This is a genomic window from Streptomyces krungchingensis, from assembly GCF_054729265.1.
In genome coordinates this window covers 531,818-546,999 of sequence record NZ_JBPUKY010000001.1, presented here as the reverse complement: position 1 = coordinate 546,999, position 15,182 = coordinate 531,818, and the positions used below count along the sequence as shown (strand labels likewise).

Genomic DNA, 15,182 nt, shown 5'->3' with positions numbered 1-15,182 from the left:
TACTGTAGCAACCGTTACGTGTATATTGTAAGTGTAGCGAGTGCTACGTGTATATGTCCGTCACTGAGAAGGGAGTGGTTCGCATGGCCCCCCAGGCCATCACACTTACCCCGACCGCGCGCCGGGGCCGTCTCGCCCGGTTGTGGCGGCGCTGCCTGGGAGGCCTGTGCCACGCGATCGCCCCGGTCCGTGGCCAGGGCGAGGTGAGCTCTCCAGGGGAGGTCACCGTGTCGCGGGCCGACAAGCGCCGCGCCATGTGGTCGCGCACCCTCGAACCCCTGCGCCCCCTCGACGCGCCCCGTGCCTGCCCCACCGCGTGGGACGCTTCCTGGCCCCTTCAGAGAGATCCGACGTCTGTCCGCCGGGCCCGGAAACTGGTGCTCGCGCAGCTGGAGGCCTGGAGTCTGACGGAGCCGGCCGACACCGCCGAACTCCTGGTGAGCGAAGTGGTCACCAACGCCCTGTGCCACACGCGCGGCCCACTGCGGCTCAACCTCCAGGTGCGCGGTTCCCGTCTGCGGTGCGAGGTCGAGGACACCGACCCGGCCGGCCCCGTACGCCGCTTCGTCGACGTCGACGACGAGGGCGGACGCGGGATCGAGCTGCTCGACCTGCTCACCGACGCCTGGGGGACGAGCGACACGGCCACCGGCAAGACCATGTGGTTCGAGCTGCGGACGCACGCCGAAGCCTCGACGAGTATGCCCTCGGAAGAAGGTCCCTCGGCATCCGGTTGAGTTCCGGGTGGCGCCGGGGATTTCGGTACGGAAGCGGACGGATCTCCGGTCCACACGGTCCGGAGGCTGCGCGGTCGGCGGTCGGCGGCCGAAGGCCCGCGGTCAGTCCGTGGCCGGCGGCCGGTCGGCCGGTCGGCCGGTCGGCCGGTCGGCGGTCGGGCGGTCGACGGCATGCGCGCGCCGTCCGTTCCACGCGCGGTCCGTTCCGCGCCGCCGCCCCTGAGCCGTCGTCAGGCTCAGGGGCGGCACGGCCGCGCGCCGCGTATCAGGCGTGCGGTGCGCTTCCGCGTGTCGTCAGACCGGTCGTACGCCCGTCAGCGCGCCGCTGGGGTTGAGCACGTACTTGCGTGCCGCGCCCTGGTCGAACTCGGCATAGCCGCGTGGTGCGTCCTCGAGGTCGATGACGGTGGCGTTGACCGCCTTGGCGATGTGCACCCGCTCGTGCAGGATCGCCATCATCAGGCCCCGGTGGTAGCGCATCACCGGGCACTGGCCCGTGGTGAAACTGAGGCTCTTGGCCCAGCCGAGACCGAGCCGCACCTTCAGGGTGCCGCTGCGGGCGTCGTCGTCGACCCCGCCGGGGTCGTCGGTGACGTACAGGCCCGGGATGCCCAGGGCCCCGCCCGCGCGCGTCAGGCCCATCACGGAGTTGAGCACGGTCGCCGGCGCCTCCCCGGCGTCCGGGCCGTGCGCCCGTGCCTCGAAGCCGACCGCGTCGACCGCGGCGTCCACCTCCGGCACTCCGAGGATCTCCGCGATCTGGTCCTCGACAAGACCGCGCGACACGTCGACGGTCTCGCAGCCGAAGGCGCGTGCCTGGGCGAGGCGTTCGGCGTTCAGGTCGCCGACGATCACCACGGCCGCGCCGAGCAGTTGCGCCGATGCCGCCGCGGCCAGACCCACCGGGCCGGCCCCGGCCACGTAGACGGTCGAGCCGACGCCCGCGCCCGCGGTGACCGCGCCGTGGAAACCGGTCGGGAAGATGTCCGACAGCATGGTCAGATCGAGCAGCTTCTCCCGCGCCTGATCCGCGTCCGGGAACCTCAGCAGGTTGAAGTCCGCGTAGGGGATCATGACGTACTCGGCCTGACCGCCGACCCAGCCGCCCATGTCGACATAGCCGTAGGCCGCCCCCGGACGGGCCGGGTTCACGTTCAGGCAGATGCCCGTGTTGCGCTGCTTGCAGTTGCGGCACCGCCCGCAGGCGATGTTGAACGGTACGGAGACGACGTCACCGACGTCGATGAACTCGACGTCCGGCCCCCGTTCGACGACCTCTCCGGTGATCTCGTGGCCGAGCACCAGCCCCTCCGGCGCGGTCGTCCGCCCGCGCACCATGTGCTGGTCGCTCCCACAGATGTTGGTGGCGAGCACCTTGAGGATCACCCCGTGCCGGCATGTGCGGCCGACGTTCTGCGGTGCGACCCCAGGCCCGTCCTGGAGTTCGAGCGTCGGGAAGTCGGTGTTCCTGACCTCCACCATGCCCGGTTTGATGTACGCGACTGCCCTGTTCGAGCTCATGCGTGATCGCCGTCCCTTCGGCTCCACGGTTGTGGATGCCAGTGGCTGTGCGCGGGGCAGAGTCTGCTCTCCGCACCGCCCTCTGGCCACCCTCCGCGCGATGAATCGACCCGCGACCCGGTGTGGGCGGGCGGTCACAGCGGCGCCCCGCGCATCCACGGCGGGGCACGTGGCTGCAGCGCACCCTTCACCCCTGTCCGTCAAGTCCCGAACACCCGTGTCACGCACATCAGGGGCATGACGGGATTCCGCGCGGCGGGCGTAATGGAGACGTGGTTCACGAACCCCGAAGGTCACGACATGAAGACCGGTAGGGGTGACGACAGAATTTCCGCCCTTTCTCCTTCCTCCTTTCTCGATGGACGTGATTTCAGTGACTCACCGTTCCGTATCGCAGCGCCTTCTGATGCTCACCGCCCCGACCGCCTTGGTGGCGGGTGCGGTACTGCTGCCCACCAGCGCTCTCGCGGCGCCGGCGACCCCGCACTCCGTGAGCGTCACCATGAACGATCAGGGGGCCGGTCACAACGGCCGCGATCTCGGCACCGCTGTTTCCCCCGCAAAATGGAAGGAGGCCACCGACGACCCCAGCGGCATCGCGATCAAGCTGCCCGGAAAGCCCAGGATCCAGAACCTGAAAACCTACGGAATTCAGGCACGTCACTATTCCGTGCGCACATCGGACGGTGTCATGTATTTCATGGTCGTCGATGTGAAGTCGACGGGGCCGGGGGACCTCAAGGAACTTGTCGAGGGCACCCGGCAGGGAATGGCCGAGAGGTTGGGCGGTGTCGCCATCACCAGCCAGAAGCCCGTCACGATGGATGGTCACACCGCCGTCGACGCGCACATGAACTCCCTGACGGGCAAGCGCATGGTCATCACCACGCGTGTCGTGGCCGTCGACGACCGCGTCGTCCAGGTCGTGACCGTCGGTCCCAAGGCGCACGAGAAAGCGGTCGACAAGGCGCAGGCGCAGGCCGTCGCCAGCCTCCGTTTCCCTTGATCCCACCCCGAACCGTCGACCTGGCTCGCGAGACGCGGCCAGGTCACGGTCGTCGTCACCCCGGCGGCCGGACCGTACGGGACGGGCCGCCAGGATGCCGAGTGCCGCTGATCGAAAAGCCGCTGGACTAGTCGAAGAGCTTCTTGACGACCCGCGCGGCCGCCTCGCTCTCGGCGGCCGCGGGTGACAACTCGCTCAGCGTGTCGAGGTCGGTGTCGGCCTTCAGTTCCTCTTCCCAGGCGGCGGCGAGCTTCTCCTGCTCCTCGCGTGGCTGCTTCTGGACGTATTCCCGGGCCTGTGGGGTCAGAGCGTCGAGGAATCGTTCGACGGTGTCGATGGCCATGCTGTCCTCCTTGATCACGGGATGTGCCGGTCCTGCTGACACTGTCCAAGAGTGATCGCCACGGACGCCGCGCGGTCGGCGCCCTGGCGCAGTTGGACCCGAACGGACGCAGCCCGGGCGGAGCTCGGCTGCTCGTCCGCCGTCGCCTTCAAGGGTGCGGCGCCTGGTGCGGCGCCTCGGATCACAGGCTGTAGCCGCCCGACACCTCGATGTTCTGGGCGGTCACCCAGCTGCTCTCCTCGGACAGCAGAGTGGCGATCATCTTGCCGATGTCGTCCGGTTCACCGACCCGGCCGAGTGCCGTCTTCGCCGCGAGAGCCGAGGCGACCTCGGGGAACCGGGCGAACGCGTCGTCGGCGATCCGGGTACGGGTCGAGCCCGGAGACACGGCGTTGACGCGGATTCCGCGCGTGCTGAACTCCTTGGCCATGTAGCGGGTCAGGACGTTCAGGCCGCCCTTCATCGAGGCGTAGGCCGAGTAGCCCGGCTCCGGACCCGACATCGTCGCCGAACTGCTGCTCGTGTTGACGATCGCTCCGCCGTTCTCCATGAGCGGGAGCAGCTTCTGCGTGAGGAAATACGGCCCCTTGAACAGAACCCGCATCAGCCGGTCGAACACGTCCTCCGTGGTGTCCTCGAACAGCGCCGTGTGGGCGATGCCGGCGTTGTTGACCAGAAAGTCGAATGTGGTGCGGTGCCAGGTGTCCTGGAGTACCTCGACCACGCGTTCGTGAAAGGCCGGGAAGGTGCCGGTGTCCCCGACGTCCAGCGGGAGCGCGACGGCCGTTCCGCCCTCCTTCTCGATCGCGGCCGCCGTCTCCAGCCCTCCTTGCGCGTTGTTTCCGTAGGTCAGAATCACTCCGGTTCCGCGCTCGGCGATCTGTATGGCCGCGCTCTGCCCGATACCCGAGCTGGCGCCGGTGACGATGGCCACCTTCATGATGTTCTCCTTTGCGGCAGGAAGCTCTTGGATGCCCGGAATTCCTTCCCGTGGATTCCGGTGATTCCATTCAAGCGGCCTGACCTGCGGAATCGGTAGAACAAAGCTCGCGACCCCTTGCACGATCCTCTCGCCCACAAGAGACCGCGCCGGGCCCTGTGCTGCAATGGGGGCATGCATCTCGACGAGCTCTGCACCCTGCTGGACCGGCATGCGCGGCCCGACTGGACCACCGCCATCGACGGTGTCCTCATCTCCAAGGTGGAGCGGCCCGATCCACCGTCGCCGTCGATGTCCGGCACGGTGCTGGCGGTCATCGCCCAGGGCGCCAAGCGCCTCGCGCTGGGCGAACGGGTCCACGAGTACGGCGCCGGGCAGTATCTCGTCGCCTCTGTCGACCTGCCCGTCACCGGACACTTCACCGAGGCCGGCCCAGGACATCCGGCGCTGGGGTTCGGGCTCACCCTCGACCCCTCCACCATCGCCGAACTGCTGCTCCAGGCCGGGCCGGGCGACGCCCCCCGCGCCGGCCAGGGCGCGCTGCCGGCCATCGCCGTCAGCGACGCTCCGCGAGAACTGCTCGACGCGGTCGTCCGACTGCTGCGCCTGCTCGATCGGCCCCGCGACAGAACGGTGCTCGCCCCACTGATCAAACGCGAGATCGTCTGGCGGCTGATCACCGGCGAACAGGGCGGCATCGTGCGCCAACTCGGCCTGGCCGACAGCAGTCTGAGCCATGTGGCGCGAGCGGTGCGATGGATCCGCGACCACTACGCGGAGGCGATCCGGGTCGAGGACGTGGCACGGCTGTCCGGGATGAGCGTCTCCGCGTTCTACCGCAACTTCCAGGCGGTGACCGCCATGAGCCCCATCCAGTTCCAGAAGCAGATCCGGCTCCAGGAGGCCCGCCTCCTGCTGGCCACCCACTCCGACGACATCACGGGAGTCGGGCACCGCGTCGGGTACGACAGCCCCTCACAGTTCAGCCGCGAGTACCGCCGCCAGTTCGGCGCGCCCCCCAGCCAGGACGCCGCCAACCTGCGCCACACCCCGCCGGTCGCCGCGGGCGCCCTTCCGTAGCGCATCGGGAGCTCCACTCCGTGCGCAGGGATGAGGAAAAAGAAAAGGCAAGGAGAACTCCGCTCCTTGCCACTCTCAACTTATAGCGCACCGGGGGGCTTGCGGCAAGGCCCCCGTCGTCCTGCAGAATCGCTGACCTCAGCGAGAACCTGCAGAAAATGGAGATTCACGAATTGCGTGAGCTTTTGTCAGTTGGTGAGGCATACGGCCGCGAAGAGCGGGCGGCGGAATTCACGCCGCGGCCGCGCGCACTCGACACCGTCGTCCCCGAGTGCGCCTCGGCGTACGCCGCGGGCGCCACCACGGAACGGGGCTGATGACGTGAACCCTCTGACCACCAGTGCGTTCGACCTCCCCGAACGTCTCTCCCCGAAGGCCGACCCGACGCTGATCGACGGCGACGAACAGCACTTCGCGGCCATCGCGGAGACCCTCGAGCAGACGATCGCCGAACTGTCCGACCGCCTCGACGCCGAGCTCAGGGCGCCCGGCGGCATGGGACGGCAGGCGATGGACCGGGACGCGGAGATCCACCGGCTGACCGGTCGGCTGCGCACCCTGCGCCGCTTCGGTCTGGACCTCTGCCTCGGACACGTGGTCCGCGCGGACGACCCCGAGCCCGTGTACATCGGACGGCTCGGTCTCACCGACAGCACCGGCCGCCGACTGCTGCTCGACTGGCGCTCACCTGCCGCAGCACCCTTCTTCGCGGCCACCCACGCCAACCCGGCCGGGCTGACGAGCCGCCGCAGGTACCGCTGGACCGACGGCCGGATCAGCGACTACTGGGACGAAGTGTTCACCGCCGAAGGGCTCGATGGGCATGCCGCCCTCGACGACCAGTCCGCCTTCATCGCCAGTCTGGGCGGCAACCGGTCGTCACGGATGCGGGACGTGCTCGCCACCATCCAGGCCGACCAGGACGCCATCATCCGGGCCGGATCCCGCGGCGCGCTCGTCGTCGACGGCGGTCCGGGCACCGGAAAGACCGTCGTCGCCCTGCACCGCACCGCCCACCTCCTCTACTCCGACCCGCGCCTCGGCCACCGTCGGGGCGGCGTGCTGTTCGTCGGCCCGCACCGGCCCTACCTGGCGTACGTCGCCGACGTACTCCCGAGCCTCGGCGAGGAGGGCGTGCAGACCTGCACCCTGCGCGATCTCGTCGCCGAAGGGGCGACAGCCACGGTGGAGACCGACCCGGAGGTGGCTCGCCTGAAGTCGTCCGCGGACATGGTGAAGGCGATCGAAGCCGCCGTCAGGTTCTACGAGGAGCCGCCCGCCGAGGGGATGACGGTCACGACCGACTGGGCCGACATCCCGCTCGGCGCCGACGACTGGGCCGAGGCGTTCCGGGCCGCAGGATCGGGCACGCCGCACAACGAAGCACGCGACCAGATCTGGGAGGAACTGGTCACCATCCTGCTGGACAAGTTCGACGGCGACGTCCCGCCCGACCGGTTCAGCAGATCGCTGCGGAACGACAAGGACCTGGTCGACACCCTCAACCGCGCCTGGCCACTGCTCGAAGCGGCCGACCTCGTCGGAGACCTGTGGTCGGTACCCGCCTACCTGCGGATGTGCGCTCCCTGGCTCGGCCCCGAGGACGTACGCGCACTGCGCCGCAAGGAAGCCCCCCAGGCCTGGACCGTGTCCGACCTGCCGCTCCTGGACGCGGCGCGGCAGCGGCTCGGCGACCCGCAGGCGGCACTGCGCAAGCGCCGGCACGAGGCCGCCATGGCCGCCCAGCGCGAACGCATGACACAGGTCGTCGACAACCTGATCGAGGCCGCGGCCTCCTCCGGCGCCGACGGTGACGACGGCGAAGGCCTGGTGAGGATGTTGCGCGGCCAGGACGCCGAGGTCAGCCTCGTCGACGAGTCCGAACTGCCCACCGCCGACCGGGATCTGCTCGCCGGCCCCTTCGCGCACATCGTCGTGGACGAGGCTCAGGAACTGACCGACGCGGAGTGGCAGATGCTGTTGCTGCGCTGCCCGTCCCGGAGCTTCACCATCGTCGGGGACCGCGCCCAGGCGAGGCACGGGTTCACGGAGTCGTGGCGGGAACGGCTGGAGCGGGCCGGGCTCGAACGGATCACCATGGCCTCCCTCGGCATCAACTACCGCACGCCGGAAGAGATCATGGCGGAAGCCGAACCGGTCATCCGTGCCGTGCTCCCGGACGCCAATGTGCCTACGTCCATCCGCAGCGGTGGCGTCCCCGTCGTCCACGGATCCGTTTCGGAGCTGGACGCGGTCCTCGACACCTGGCTCTCCGCGCACGCCGAAGGGATCGCCTGCGTCATCGGCGATCCCACGTTCCGTGCGACGCCCCGCGTCCAGTCGCTGACCCCCGAGCTGTCGAAGGGACTCGAGTTCGACCTGGTCGTCCTCATCGATCCGGAGGACTTCGGCGAGGGCATCGAAGGAGCGGTCGACCACTATGTCGCGATGACCCGAGCGACGCAGCAGCTCGTGATACTCACGAGCTCCTGACGCCGATCGCATCCCCATGATCGCGGTTCGGCGCTCATGGGGACGGGGGACCGCTCACGAGGAAGGAGGCGGTCCCCCGTCCCTCGGCCAGGCGTCTCCTGCCCCGAGCCGTCAAGCGCCCTCCGCGCTCTGCCGGCCGGGGCCCTTCCGCCCCTCGTGCCCCGCCGGTTGCTCCCAGGCGCCACCCGCCGCGCCGCTCTCCTCTCCTCCGGAGCCCGTCAAGCGCCGCTCCAGCGGCCGGACCGCCACGCTCGCCGTCAGCGCCAGACCGCCCACGACCACCCAGGGCAGTACCCGGTCGACGCCGTACAGGACACCGAACAGGCCGGGCGTCACCATGTCCGCCGTCGCGAACGAGTACTGGAACGCGGCGAGATACGTCCCTCGCGCCCCCTCGGGCGCCGCCTCCGCCGAGAGCGCGTTCGAAGCCGGTCCGTGCAGCATCTCGGCCGTCGCCCACAGCAGCATCACCAGCGCCAGACAGCCGACCAGCGGCGCGCCGCGCGGCAGCAGCACCGCCAGGGCGGCGGCCCCGCACCAGACCGCCCACAGCCGGCCGGCCCAGGCCATCGCCCCGCCCCGGGAGGTGCGCCGCCGGACACGGCGGGTGACCTCGGCCGTGCACGTCGCCACGACCGCCGTGGTGATCGTGAGGAAGACGCCGACGGTCCATCCGGGGGCGTGCAGCCCGCGGACCACGTACACCGGTGTCGCCACGGCGAGGAAGACCGTGCAGATGTTGAACAGGACGTTCACGCCGATCAGTTCCAGATACGGACGGTTGCGCAGCAACTGGCGCACCCCGTCCGGGGATTCAGCGACGACCTCGGGAGCCGGCCGCCGCGCACCGCGCACGAACAGCCCGACGGTGACCGCCGCGACGACGAAGGAGACCGCATCCGCGAGCACCATCCCCCGGTACACGTGCCGCGAGTCGGTCGCGAGCAGGACGCCCGCGAGCACCGTGCCGATTCCGGTGCCGGCCGCCCGGATCATGCCGGCCCGGGCGAACCACTGGTCCTTGGCCTCCCCGTCGGCCTGTTCGGCGATCAGGGCGAAGACCGACGACCAGTACACGCGCAGGCCTGCCGACTCGACCAGCGCGGCGAGGAACAGCGACACCGGACCGGTCACCCCGAGGTACAGGAAGAACCCGACGGCCTGCGACAACTGCCCCGCGATCACCACCGGGCGCGGCCCGATGCGGTCGACGATCCGCCCGACGAGCAGCGGCAACAGGAGCGAGCAGGCCGTGGCCGCGGTCAACAGCAGACCGACGTCGGCCTCCGACAGGTCCGTGACGGCGAGGAAGTAGACCATGGACAGCGGGAGAAAGAGCCCGGTGCCGACGGCGTCCACGGCCAACGCCATCGGTATCGCCCAGGCAGCTCCGTCGCGGACGGTGCTCGTGCGCACTGGGCGGGCCTCCTCGTGTCGAGTCACCGGGATCCGCCGGAAGCGGCGGCTCCCGCCCGGCGGGGCAGGGGACCGCATGGCCCCGCGCCGAGGTCCCCGCACCGTGCGATCCGCGAGTTCAACGTTGTAACCGCAGGCGCGCGCCGACGTCAACGGAGTTTCGCCCAGCCCTTGTCGGAGCCCGACGACAGCACGTCGCGGAGCGCGCCCGCCTGCGGAGCGCCGGCTTCCGAGCGGCAGGTGCCGAGCGGCGGTGTGGTCCGGGCGATCGGAGTCGCCCGGACCACCCTCACGACGCCGGAGCAGCCGGGGCTACCTGGCGAGTTCGGCCGGCTCGTCCAACCGCGTCAGCTTGCGGGGATTTCGCACCACGTAGATCCGGGTGATCCGACCGTCCTCCACCGCGAGGCTCACCGCGGACGGCTCGCCGTCGAACTCGATACGCCCCGCCGGAGCGCCGTTGAGCCATACGGCCGTCGTCGTGAGCGCGTCGACCACCTGGTTCGCGCGGGCCAGCAGCTCGGCGACCGCCGCGACCCCGTGGATCGGATCGAGGGCGGCGGCCACCACCCCACCTCCGTCGGCGATCATGACCACGTCCGGCGCCATGACCTCCATCAGCTCCTGCAACTGCCCGGTGCGCAAGGCCGCCAGGAACCGATCCACGACGGCCTGCTGCTCCGAACGGTCCACCTGGACCCGGGGCCGCCGGGCCGCCACGTGTTCGCGGGCCCGCCGGGCGATCTGCCGCACGGTGGCGGCGGACTTGCCGATGGCCTGCGCGATCTCGCCGTACGGCATGTCGAAGACCTCGCGGAGCACGAACACCGCACGCTCAGCCGGACCGAGCGTTTCGAGGACGGTCAGCAGCGCGATCGAGACGCTCTCCGCGAGTTCGACGTCCTCGGCGACATCAGGGCTGGTCAGCAGCGGTTCCGGCAGCCACTCGCCGACGTAGTCCTCGCGGCTGCGTGACAGCGCCCGGAGCCGGTTGAGCGCCTGCCGGGTGACGATCCGGACCAGGTAGGCCCGCGGGTCACGCACCTGCGCGCGGTCGATGTCCGCCCACCGCAGCCACGAGTCCTGCAGCACGTCCTCCGCGTCGGCAGCGGAGCCCAGCATCTCGTAGGCGACCGTGAACAGCAGGCTGCGATGGGTGACGTACGGGTCCTCGGTCATGCGGGCGACGCCACGCCGGACTTCGCCGGGCGTGCCGCCAGCGGGATCTCGCAGGCGGCGGAGAAGCCCTGCGACTGGACGCCGTTCGCCACATTGGCCCTCGTCGCCAGGTTGACGAAGGCGATGTGCGCGGTGAGCTCGACCATCGCCGCCGGTCCGAGCCGGTCGAGCAGGCTCGCGTACATCTCGTCGGTGACGGTCGGCGGCGTGTTCGTCATGGCCTCGGCGTACTCCATCACGTCCCGCTCCAGCGGGGCGAACACGTCGGACTCACGCCAGCGCGGCACCTGGCTCGCCTTGGTGAGGTCCAGGTCCTCGTTCCGTGCCTGGAAGTAGCCGACGTCGAGGCACCAACTGCAGCCGACCTGCGCCGCGACGGCCATGTGCGCGAACGACTTGAGGCTCGCGTCGGCCGAGTCCCAGGCGCCCACCTTGCCACCGAACTCCAAGTTGGCCTGGGCGACCTCGGGGGTGTGCCACAGCACCTCGACGTTCTCGGGCACGGCACCGAACTGCTTGATCATGTTCTCCTTGAGCTCGGCGGGGAGCTCGGCCTTCGGGACGCGCAGCGTCATGGTGTTCTCCTTGTCCGTGTGCCTGTACGCCTGTGTGGCGGTTCGGCATGAAGACACCGCCCGGCCCGCGAATGTGACATCGCACAGCCACGCGCGACCGTGTCCCGCGGGGAGGTGCTCGCCCCGCGGTCGGCCCGACGCACGCTCGTGCGGCGTGCGCCCGGCGGCGGTGGCGGTGGCGCACCTGGCGCACGCCCCGTGCGCGGGGCCTCCCTGGAATGCCGCCGACCAGCCGTTCAGGAGGGGGACTGATCAGGAACACGCGGCTCGCGGGAGTCCTGGCGGCGCTCGGTCTGGCGGTGGGCTGCGCCTGTCCATACTCCCGACCGACATGGACGCGCCCGCCCGACCGGTGCGCCGGAACGGCCAGTGGGCCGAGTTCGACTCCGCTGACAAGAGCCTTGAGAGCGAACGGTGTTGTCGAGCACCGCCCGCTCCCACGCTGCCGGTCGGTCGTGGAGCGCGTGAGGGAGCTATCCCCGTCGGCCCGACGAAGGAGGCTGCGACTCGTGGCGTGCGGTCAACTCGTAGCTCCCGTCCCGGGCGGTCGGCCGCCGACGGTCTCGCAGGCCTGATTCCTTGCGGTCCCTCCTGCCCGCTGCCTCGACTTCCCGCTGTTGTGCGGCCGTGGTGAGAAGCCGATCGGGATCGGGTACCCCCGGCACCGACACCCAGGCGCGTATCCCTTCGTCGGGTGGGCCGTCGACGGTTACTTGGGCGTAGTCGACGGCGGTGGCCGGCTGGAGGACGGATCGGAAGGTGGCGTCCGAGATCAGGAGGGCCAACGGGAACCCGGGCTCGGCACCGAGCGCGTCCCTGAGCACCGGCGCGTCGATCATTCTGGCGACCTGGTGCAGCGCGGCCCCGGTCCATCCCCGGTCGTCCCGCGCCACCGGGCCCGTGTGCACCGCTGCCCGGAGCCGCAACTGTCCCTGGGGCGAGGCCATTCGATTGTGGTGGCGCAGTTCCTCCTGCAAGGCGCGAGGCAGGGTGTCCAGCACTTTTGCCAGGGCGACGGACGGCGGGAAGAGCGCGATCAGGCCGTCGCCGCGGTCCTCGATGCCGACGTCGTCGGACGGAACGCCGTACGAGCGGACGGCGTTGTCGAAGATCTCGTGCAGCCTTCTCCGCAGGTAGTGCTGCACAGGTGTGCTGGAGCGGGCGAACTGCTCGATGTCCAGCGCCAGGAGCGTGCACCACGTCGGGGGTTCGAGGCCTGGCGCGAGGAGCAGCCCGGCGCGCGTCCGACCGCGCGACGGCGGGCGGAATTCACCTATGGCCCAGGAGTGCCGGCCCGGCGGGGCAGCGCTCTCGAACGCGAGGGCGGGGGTCGCGTCGCCGCCTTCGGCCGCCGCCTGGGCGTCGGCCTCGCGGGACTTGATGACCTGCGCCTGGTGCTGCTCGAAGCGCTGCTGCGCCTCGGCGTACTGGCGCTCCCACTCCTCGCGCTGCTTCTCGTAGCCCTCGAGCCAGTCGTTGGTCTCGGGGTCGAAGCCCTCGGGGTAGATGTAGTTGCCCTGGTCGTCGTAGGACGCGGCCATGCCGTACAGGGTCGGGTCGAACTCGACCGAGGCCGGGTCGGCACCGAAGGACTCGTTGGCCTGCTTCAGCGAGAGGCTGATGCGACGACGCTCGAGGTCGATGTCGATGACCTTGACGAAGATCTCGTCGTTGACCTGGACGACCTGCTCCGGGATCTCCACGTGGCGCTCGGCCAGCTCGGAGATGTGCACCAGACCCTCGATGCCCTCGTCCACGCGGACGAACGCACCGAACGGAACCAGCTTCGTGACCTTGCCGGGCACGACCTGGCCGATCTGGTGGGTGCGGGCGAACTGCTGCCACGGGTCTTCCTGCGTCGCCTTCAGCGACAGGGAGACACGCTCGCGGTCCATGTCGACGTCGAGGACCTCGACCGTGACCTCCTGGCCGACCTCGACGACCTCGGAGGGGTGGTCGATGTGCTTCCAGGACAGCTCGGAGACGTGGACCAGACCGTCGACGCCACCCAGGTCCACGAAGGCACCGAAGTTGACGATCGAGGACACGACGCCGGAACGGACCTGACCCTTCTGAAGGGTCGTGAGGAACGTCTGGCGGACCTCGGACTGGGTCTGCTCCAGCCAGGCACGGCGGGACAGGACCACGTTGTTGCGGTTCTTGTCCAGCTCGATGATCTTCGCCTCGAGCTCCTTGCCCACGTAGGGCTGGAGGTCGCGGACACGACGCATCTCGACGAGAGAAGCCGGCAGGAAGCCACGGAGGCCGATGTCGAGGATGAGACCACCCTTGACGACCTCGATGACGGTACCGGTGACGATGCCGTCCTCTTCCTTGATCTTCTCGATGGTGCCCCAGGCACGCTCGTACTGGGCGCGCTTCTTCGAGAGGATCAGGCGGCCTTCCTTGTCCTCCTTCTGGAGGACAAGGGCCTCGATCTCGTCGCCGACGGCCACGACCTCGTTCGGGTCGACGTCGTGCTTGATCGAGAGCTCACGGCTCGGGATGACACCTTCGGTCTTGTAACCGATGTCGAGCAGGACCTCGTCCCGGTCGACCTTCACGATGACGCCGTCGACGATGTCGCCGTCGTTGAAGTACTTGATCGTCTCGTCGATCGCGGCGAGGAAGGCTTCCTCGTCACCGACGTCGTTGACCGCGACGGCCGGCGCGGTGGCCTGCGTCGGCCGCACGGTCGCCGTCGTGGCGGGCCGCGCCGCCCCCGGACGGATGTGCGCGGCCGCCTGCCAGGATGCGGAAGCGTGTACGGACAGGGCGCCGGACGCGCCGTGCCGGCGGTGCGGCCGGTAGGACGACGGGACGCCGTGCCAGCTGTCACCGCCTCGGTCGAGGAGGTTTCTGCACACCGTGTAGGAGGCCGTGACCAGGCGGGCGACGGGATGGTCGGCGCCGACCAGGTCGGTGACGGTGCGGCATTGCCAACCCAGGTCCTGGAAGATCTGTGCCGACCGGGTGTGTTCGGTGGTCGTGCGCACGCATTCGAGGCGGGCCACCGCGAGGTTCCCGGTCGCGGCGAGGGACTGTGGGTGGCAGGCGCCGAGGCGGCGGGACAGGCGCGTGCTGATGAAGGCCAGCTGTGTGGTCGCCCGGTCCAGGCGTGCCGTCGAGCGCGCGGCCCGCGCGCATTCGACCTGCACGGCGGCCAGCTTGCCCTGCACCACCAGGGCGCGGGGATGGTCGGCACCGAGCATGGCGGACAGACGCTGGCTCGCCGCTTCGAGGACTCCCGCGGCATGTTCGAGCCGGTCGCTGGACTGCGCGTCACGGGCCGATTCGAAGTAGGCGAGGGCGAGTTGGGCCACGATCAGATAGCCCTGCGGGTCGCGGCTGTCGAGGGCCGCGAGGGCCGCCAGGGACGCGTCGCGCAGCTCGGTCATGGGTGCGTCGTAGACGTCCTGGGGCTTCTCACGGCGGGCGAGGCTGACCCGTACTCCCGCCAGGAGCTGGCGGATCTCGGCCGGTGGCGTGCCGGACGCGGCGTCGAGGTGGCCCTCGGCCTGGGTCAGCCAGTGGGCCGCCTGCGTCGGCTGGGTACGGGCGCTTATGGCGGCGAGGTTGACCAGAGCCCGGATCCGGGACCAGCCCGGCCGGCCGGCGCCGCCGGATCGCGGAGCCGGTGGCCTCGCGGGCCGGGCGCCGTCCTCCTCCGCCGTGGGAGGGCTTTCGGCGCCGGTCGTGCCGTCCTGCTCGATTCCGCGAGGGGGCAGGACCGCCTCCGTCTGATCGCCTGCCAGGAGTTGCTGCGCCTCGTCCGGGCGGCCGAGACAGGTGAGCAGCACCGCGCACCGGTTGGGGTCTCCGCCCGGTGGACGTCCCTGGGGCGGGTGGGACACGAGCTGCTTCACCAGGGCGTACGAGGCGTCGGTCACCC

At 70.1% G+C, this 15,182-nt stretch carries 11 protein-coding genes and 1 pseudogene; 5 read left to right on the top strand and 7 right to left on the bottom strand.

Going from position 1 to position 15,182, the window contains the following annotated elements; all coding sequences use genetic code 11:
- Positions 1-83 precede the first annotated feature (83 nt).
- Complete coding sequence (locus tag ACSYGO_RS02515; RefSeq protein ID WP_426680762.1) at positions 84-737, top strand: ATP-binding protein; 654 nt, start codon at positions 84-86, stop codon at positions 735-737.
- Between the two features lie 294 nt (positions 738-1,031).
- Here the strand turns inward: ACSYGO_RS02515 and fdhA are convergent, their stop codons facing one another.
- Positions 1,032-2,258: a formaldehyde dehydrogenase, glutathione-independent gene (gene fdhA / locus ACSYGO_RS02510; RefSeq protein WP_426680761.1), complete on the bottom strand. Its 1,227-nt coding sequence runs from the start codon at positions 2,256-2,258 to the stop codon at positions 1,032-1,034.
- Between the two features lie 316 nt (positions 2,259-2,574).
- Between fdhA and ACSYGO_RS02505 the strand changes: the two genes are divergently transcribed.
- Positions 2,575-3,264: a hypothetical protein gene (locus ACSYGO_RS02505; RefSeq protein WP_426680760.1), complete on the top strand. Its 690-nt coding sequence runs from the start codon at positions 2,575-2,577 to the stop codon at positions 3,262-3,264.
- A gap of 127 nt (positions 3,265-3,391) precedes the next feature.
- Here the strand turns inward: ACSYGO_RS02505 and ACSYGO_RS02500 are convergent, their stop codons facing one another.
- Together ACSYGO_RS02500 and ACSYGO_RS02495 are read right to left on the bottom strand one after the other, a co-directional pair.
- A complete protein-coding gene (locus ACSYGO_RS02500) occupies positions 3,392-3,607 on the bottom strand; it encodes a hypothetical protein (RefSeq protein ID WP_028805659.1) in 216 nt (71 codons plus the stop codon).
- A 181-nt stretch (positions 3,608-3,788) separates the two neighbouring features.
- Positions 3,789-4,547, bottom strand: a complete 759-nt coding sequence (locus ACSYGO_RS02495) for an SDR family NAD(P)-dependent oxidoreductase (protein WP_426680759.1) — start codon at positions 4,545-4,547, stop codon at positions 3,789-3,791.
- A gap of 174 nt (positions 4,548-4,721) precedes the next feature.
- Here ACSYGO_RS02495 and ACSYGO_RS02490 point away from each other — a divergent pair, with 174 nt between their 5' ends.
- The 3 genes from ACSYGO_RS02490 to helR all read left to right on the top strand — a co-directional run bounded on the left by ACSYGO_RS02490 (position 4,722) and on the right by helR (position 8,120).
- On the top strand, positions 4,722-5,627 hold the full coding sequence (locus ACSYGO_RS02490) for an AraC family transcriptional regulator (RefSeq protein ID WP_460385635.1): 906 nt from the start codon (positions 4,722-4,724) through the stop codon (positions 5,625-5,627).
- 158 nt (positions 5,628-5,785) lie between these two features.
- Complete coding sequence (locus ACSYGO_RS02485) at positions 5,786-5,944, top strand: hypothetical protein (RefSeq protein ID WP_426680757.1); 159 nt, start codon at positions 5,786-5,788, stop codon at positions 5,942-5,944.
- A gap of 4 nt (positions 5,945-5,948) precedes the next feature.
- A complete protein-coding gene (gene helR / locus ACSYGO_RS02480) occupies positions 5,949-8,120 on the top strand; it encodes an RNA polymerase recycling motor ATPase HelR (protein ID WP_426680756.1) in 2,172 nt (723 codons plus the stop codon).
- Positions 8,121-8,231: 111 nt separating this feature from the next.
- On the opposite strand, the gene ACSYGO_RS02475 is transcribed toward helR, so the two are convergent.
- From ACSYGO_RS02475 to rpsA, 4 genes and pseudogenes are all read right to left on the bottom strand, one after another.
- Positions 8,232-9,536, bottom strand: a complete 1,305-nt coding sequence (locus ACSYGO_RS02475; protein WP_460385634.1) for an MFS transporter — start codon at positions 9,534-9,536, stop codon at positions 8,232-8,234.
- A 312-nt stretch (positions 9,537-9,848) separates the two neighbouring features.
- A complete protein-coding gene (locus ACSYGO_RS02470) occupies positions 9,849-10,715 on the bottom strand; it encodes an RNA polymerase sigma-70 factor (protein WP_460385633.1) in 867 nt (288 codons plus the stop codon).
- Entirely contained in the window at positions 10,712-11,290 is a 579-nt protein-coding gene (locus ACSYGO_RS02465; RefSeq protein WP_426680753.1) for a carboxymuconolactone decarboxylase family protein, read from the bottom strand. Before ACSYGO_RS02465 ends, ACSYGO_RS02470 begins: the two co-directional genes overlap by 4 nt.
- A gap of 1,322 nt (positions 11,291-12,612) precedes the next feature.
- Positions 12,613-13,983 (bottom strand): annotated as a pseudogene (gene rpsA, locus ACSYGO_RS02460) (30S ribosomal protein S1); the annotation flags it as partial.
- Between the last annotated feature and the right edge of the window lie 1,199 nt (positions 13,984-15,182).

Coding starts and splice junctions, on each gene's coding strand:
- ACSYGO_RS02465 (WP_426680753.1), bottom strand. CDS start 11,290: ATGACGCTGCGCGTCCCGAAGGCCGAGCTCCCCGCCGAGCTCAAGGAG.
- ACSYGO_RS02485 (WP_426680757.1), top strand. CDS start 5,786: ATGGAGATTCACGAATTGCGTGAGCTTTTGTCAGTTGGTGAGGCATAC.
- ACSYGO_RS02500 (WP_028805659.1), bottom strand. CDS start 3,607: ATGGCCATCGACACCGTCGAACGATTCCTCGACGCTCTGACCCCACAG.
- ACSYGO_RS02495 (WP_426680759.1), bottom strand. CDS start 4,547: ATGAAGGTGGCCATCGTCACCGGCGCCAGCTCGGGTATCGGGCAGAGC.
- ACSYGO_RS02515 (WP_426680762.1), top strand. CDS start 84: ATGGCCCCCCAGGCCATCACACTTACCCCGACCGCGCGCCGGGGCCGT.
- fdhA (WP_426680761.1), bottom strand. CDS start 2,258: ATGAGCTCGAACAGGGCAGTCGCGTACATCAAACCGGGCATGGTGGAG.
- ACSYGO_RS02470 (WP_460385633.1), bottom strand. CDS start 10,715: ATGACCGAGGACCCGTACGTCACCCATCGCAGCCTGCTGTTCACGGTC.
- ACSYGO_RS02490 (WP_460385635.1), top strand. CDS start 4,722: ATGCATCTCGACGAGCTCTGCACCCTGCTGGACCGGCATGCGCGGCCC.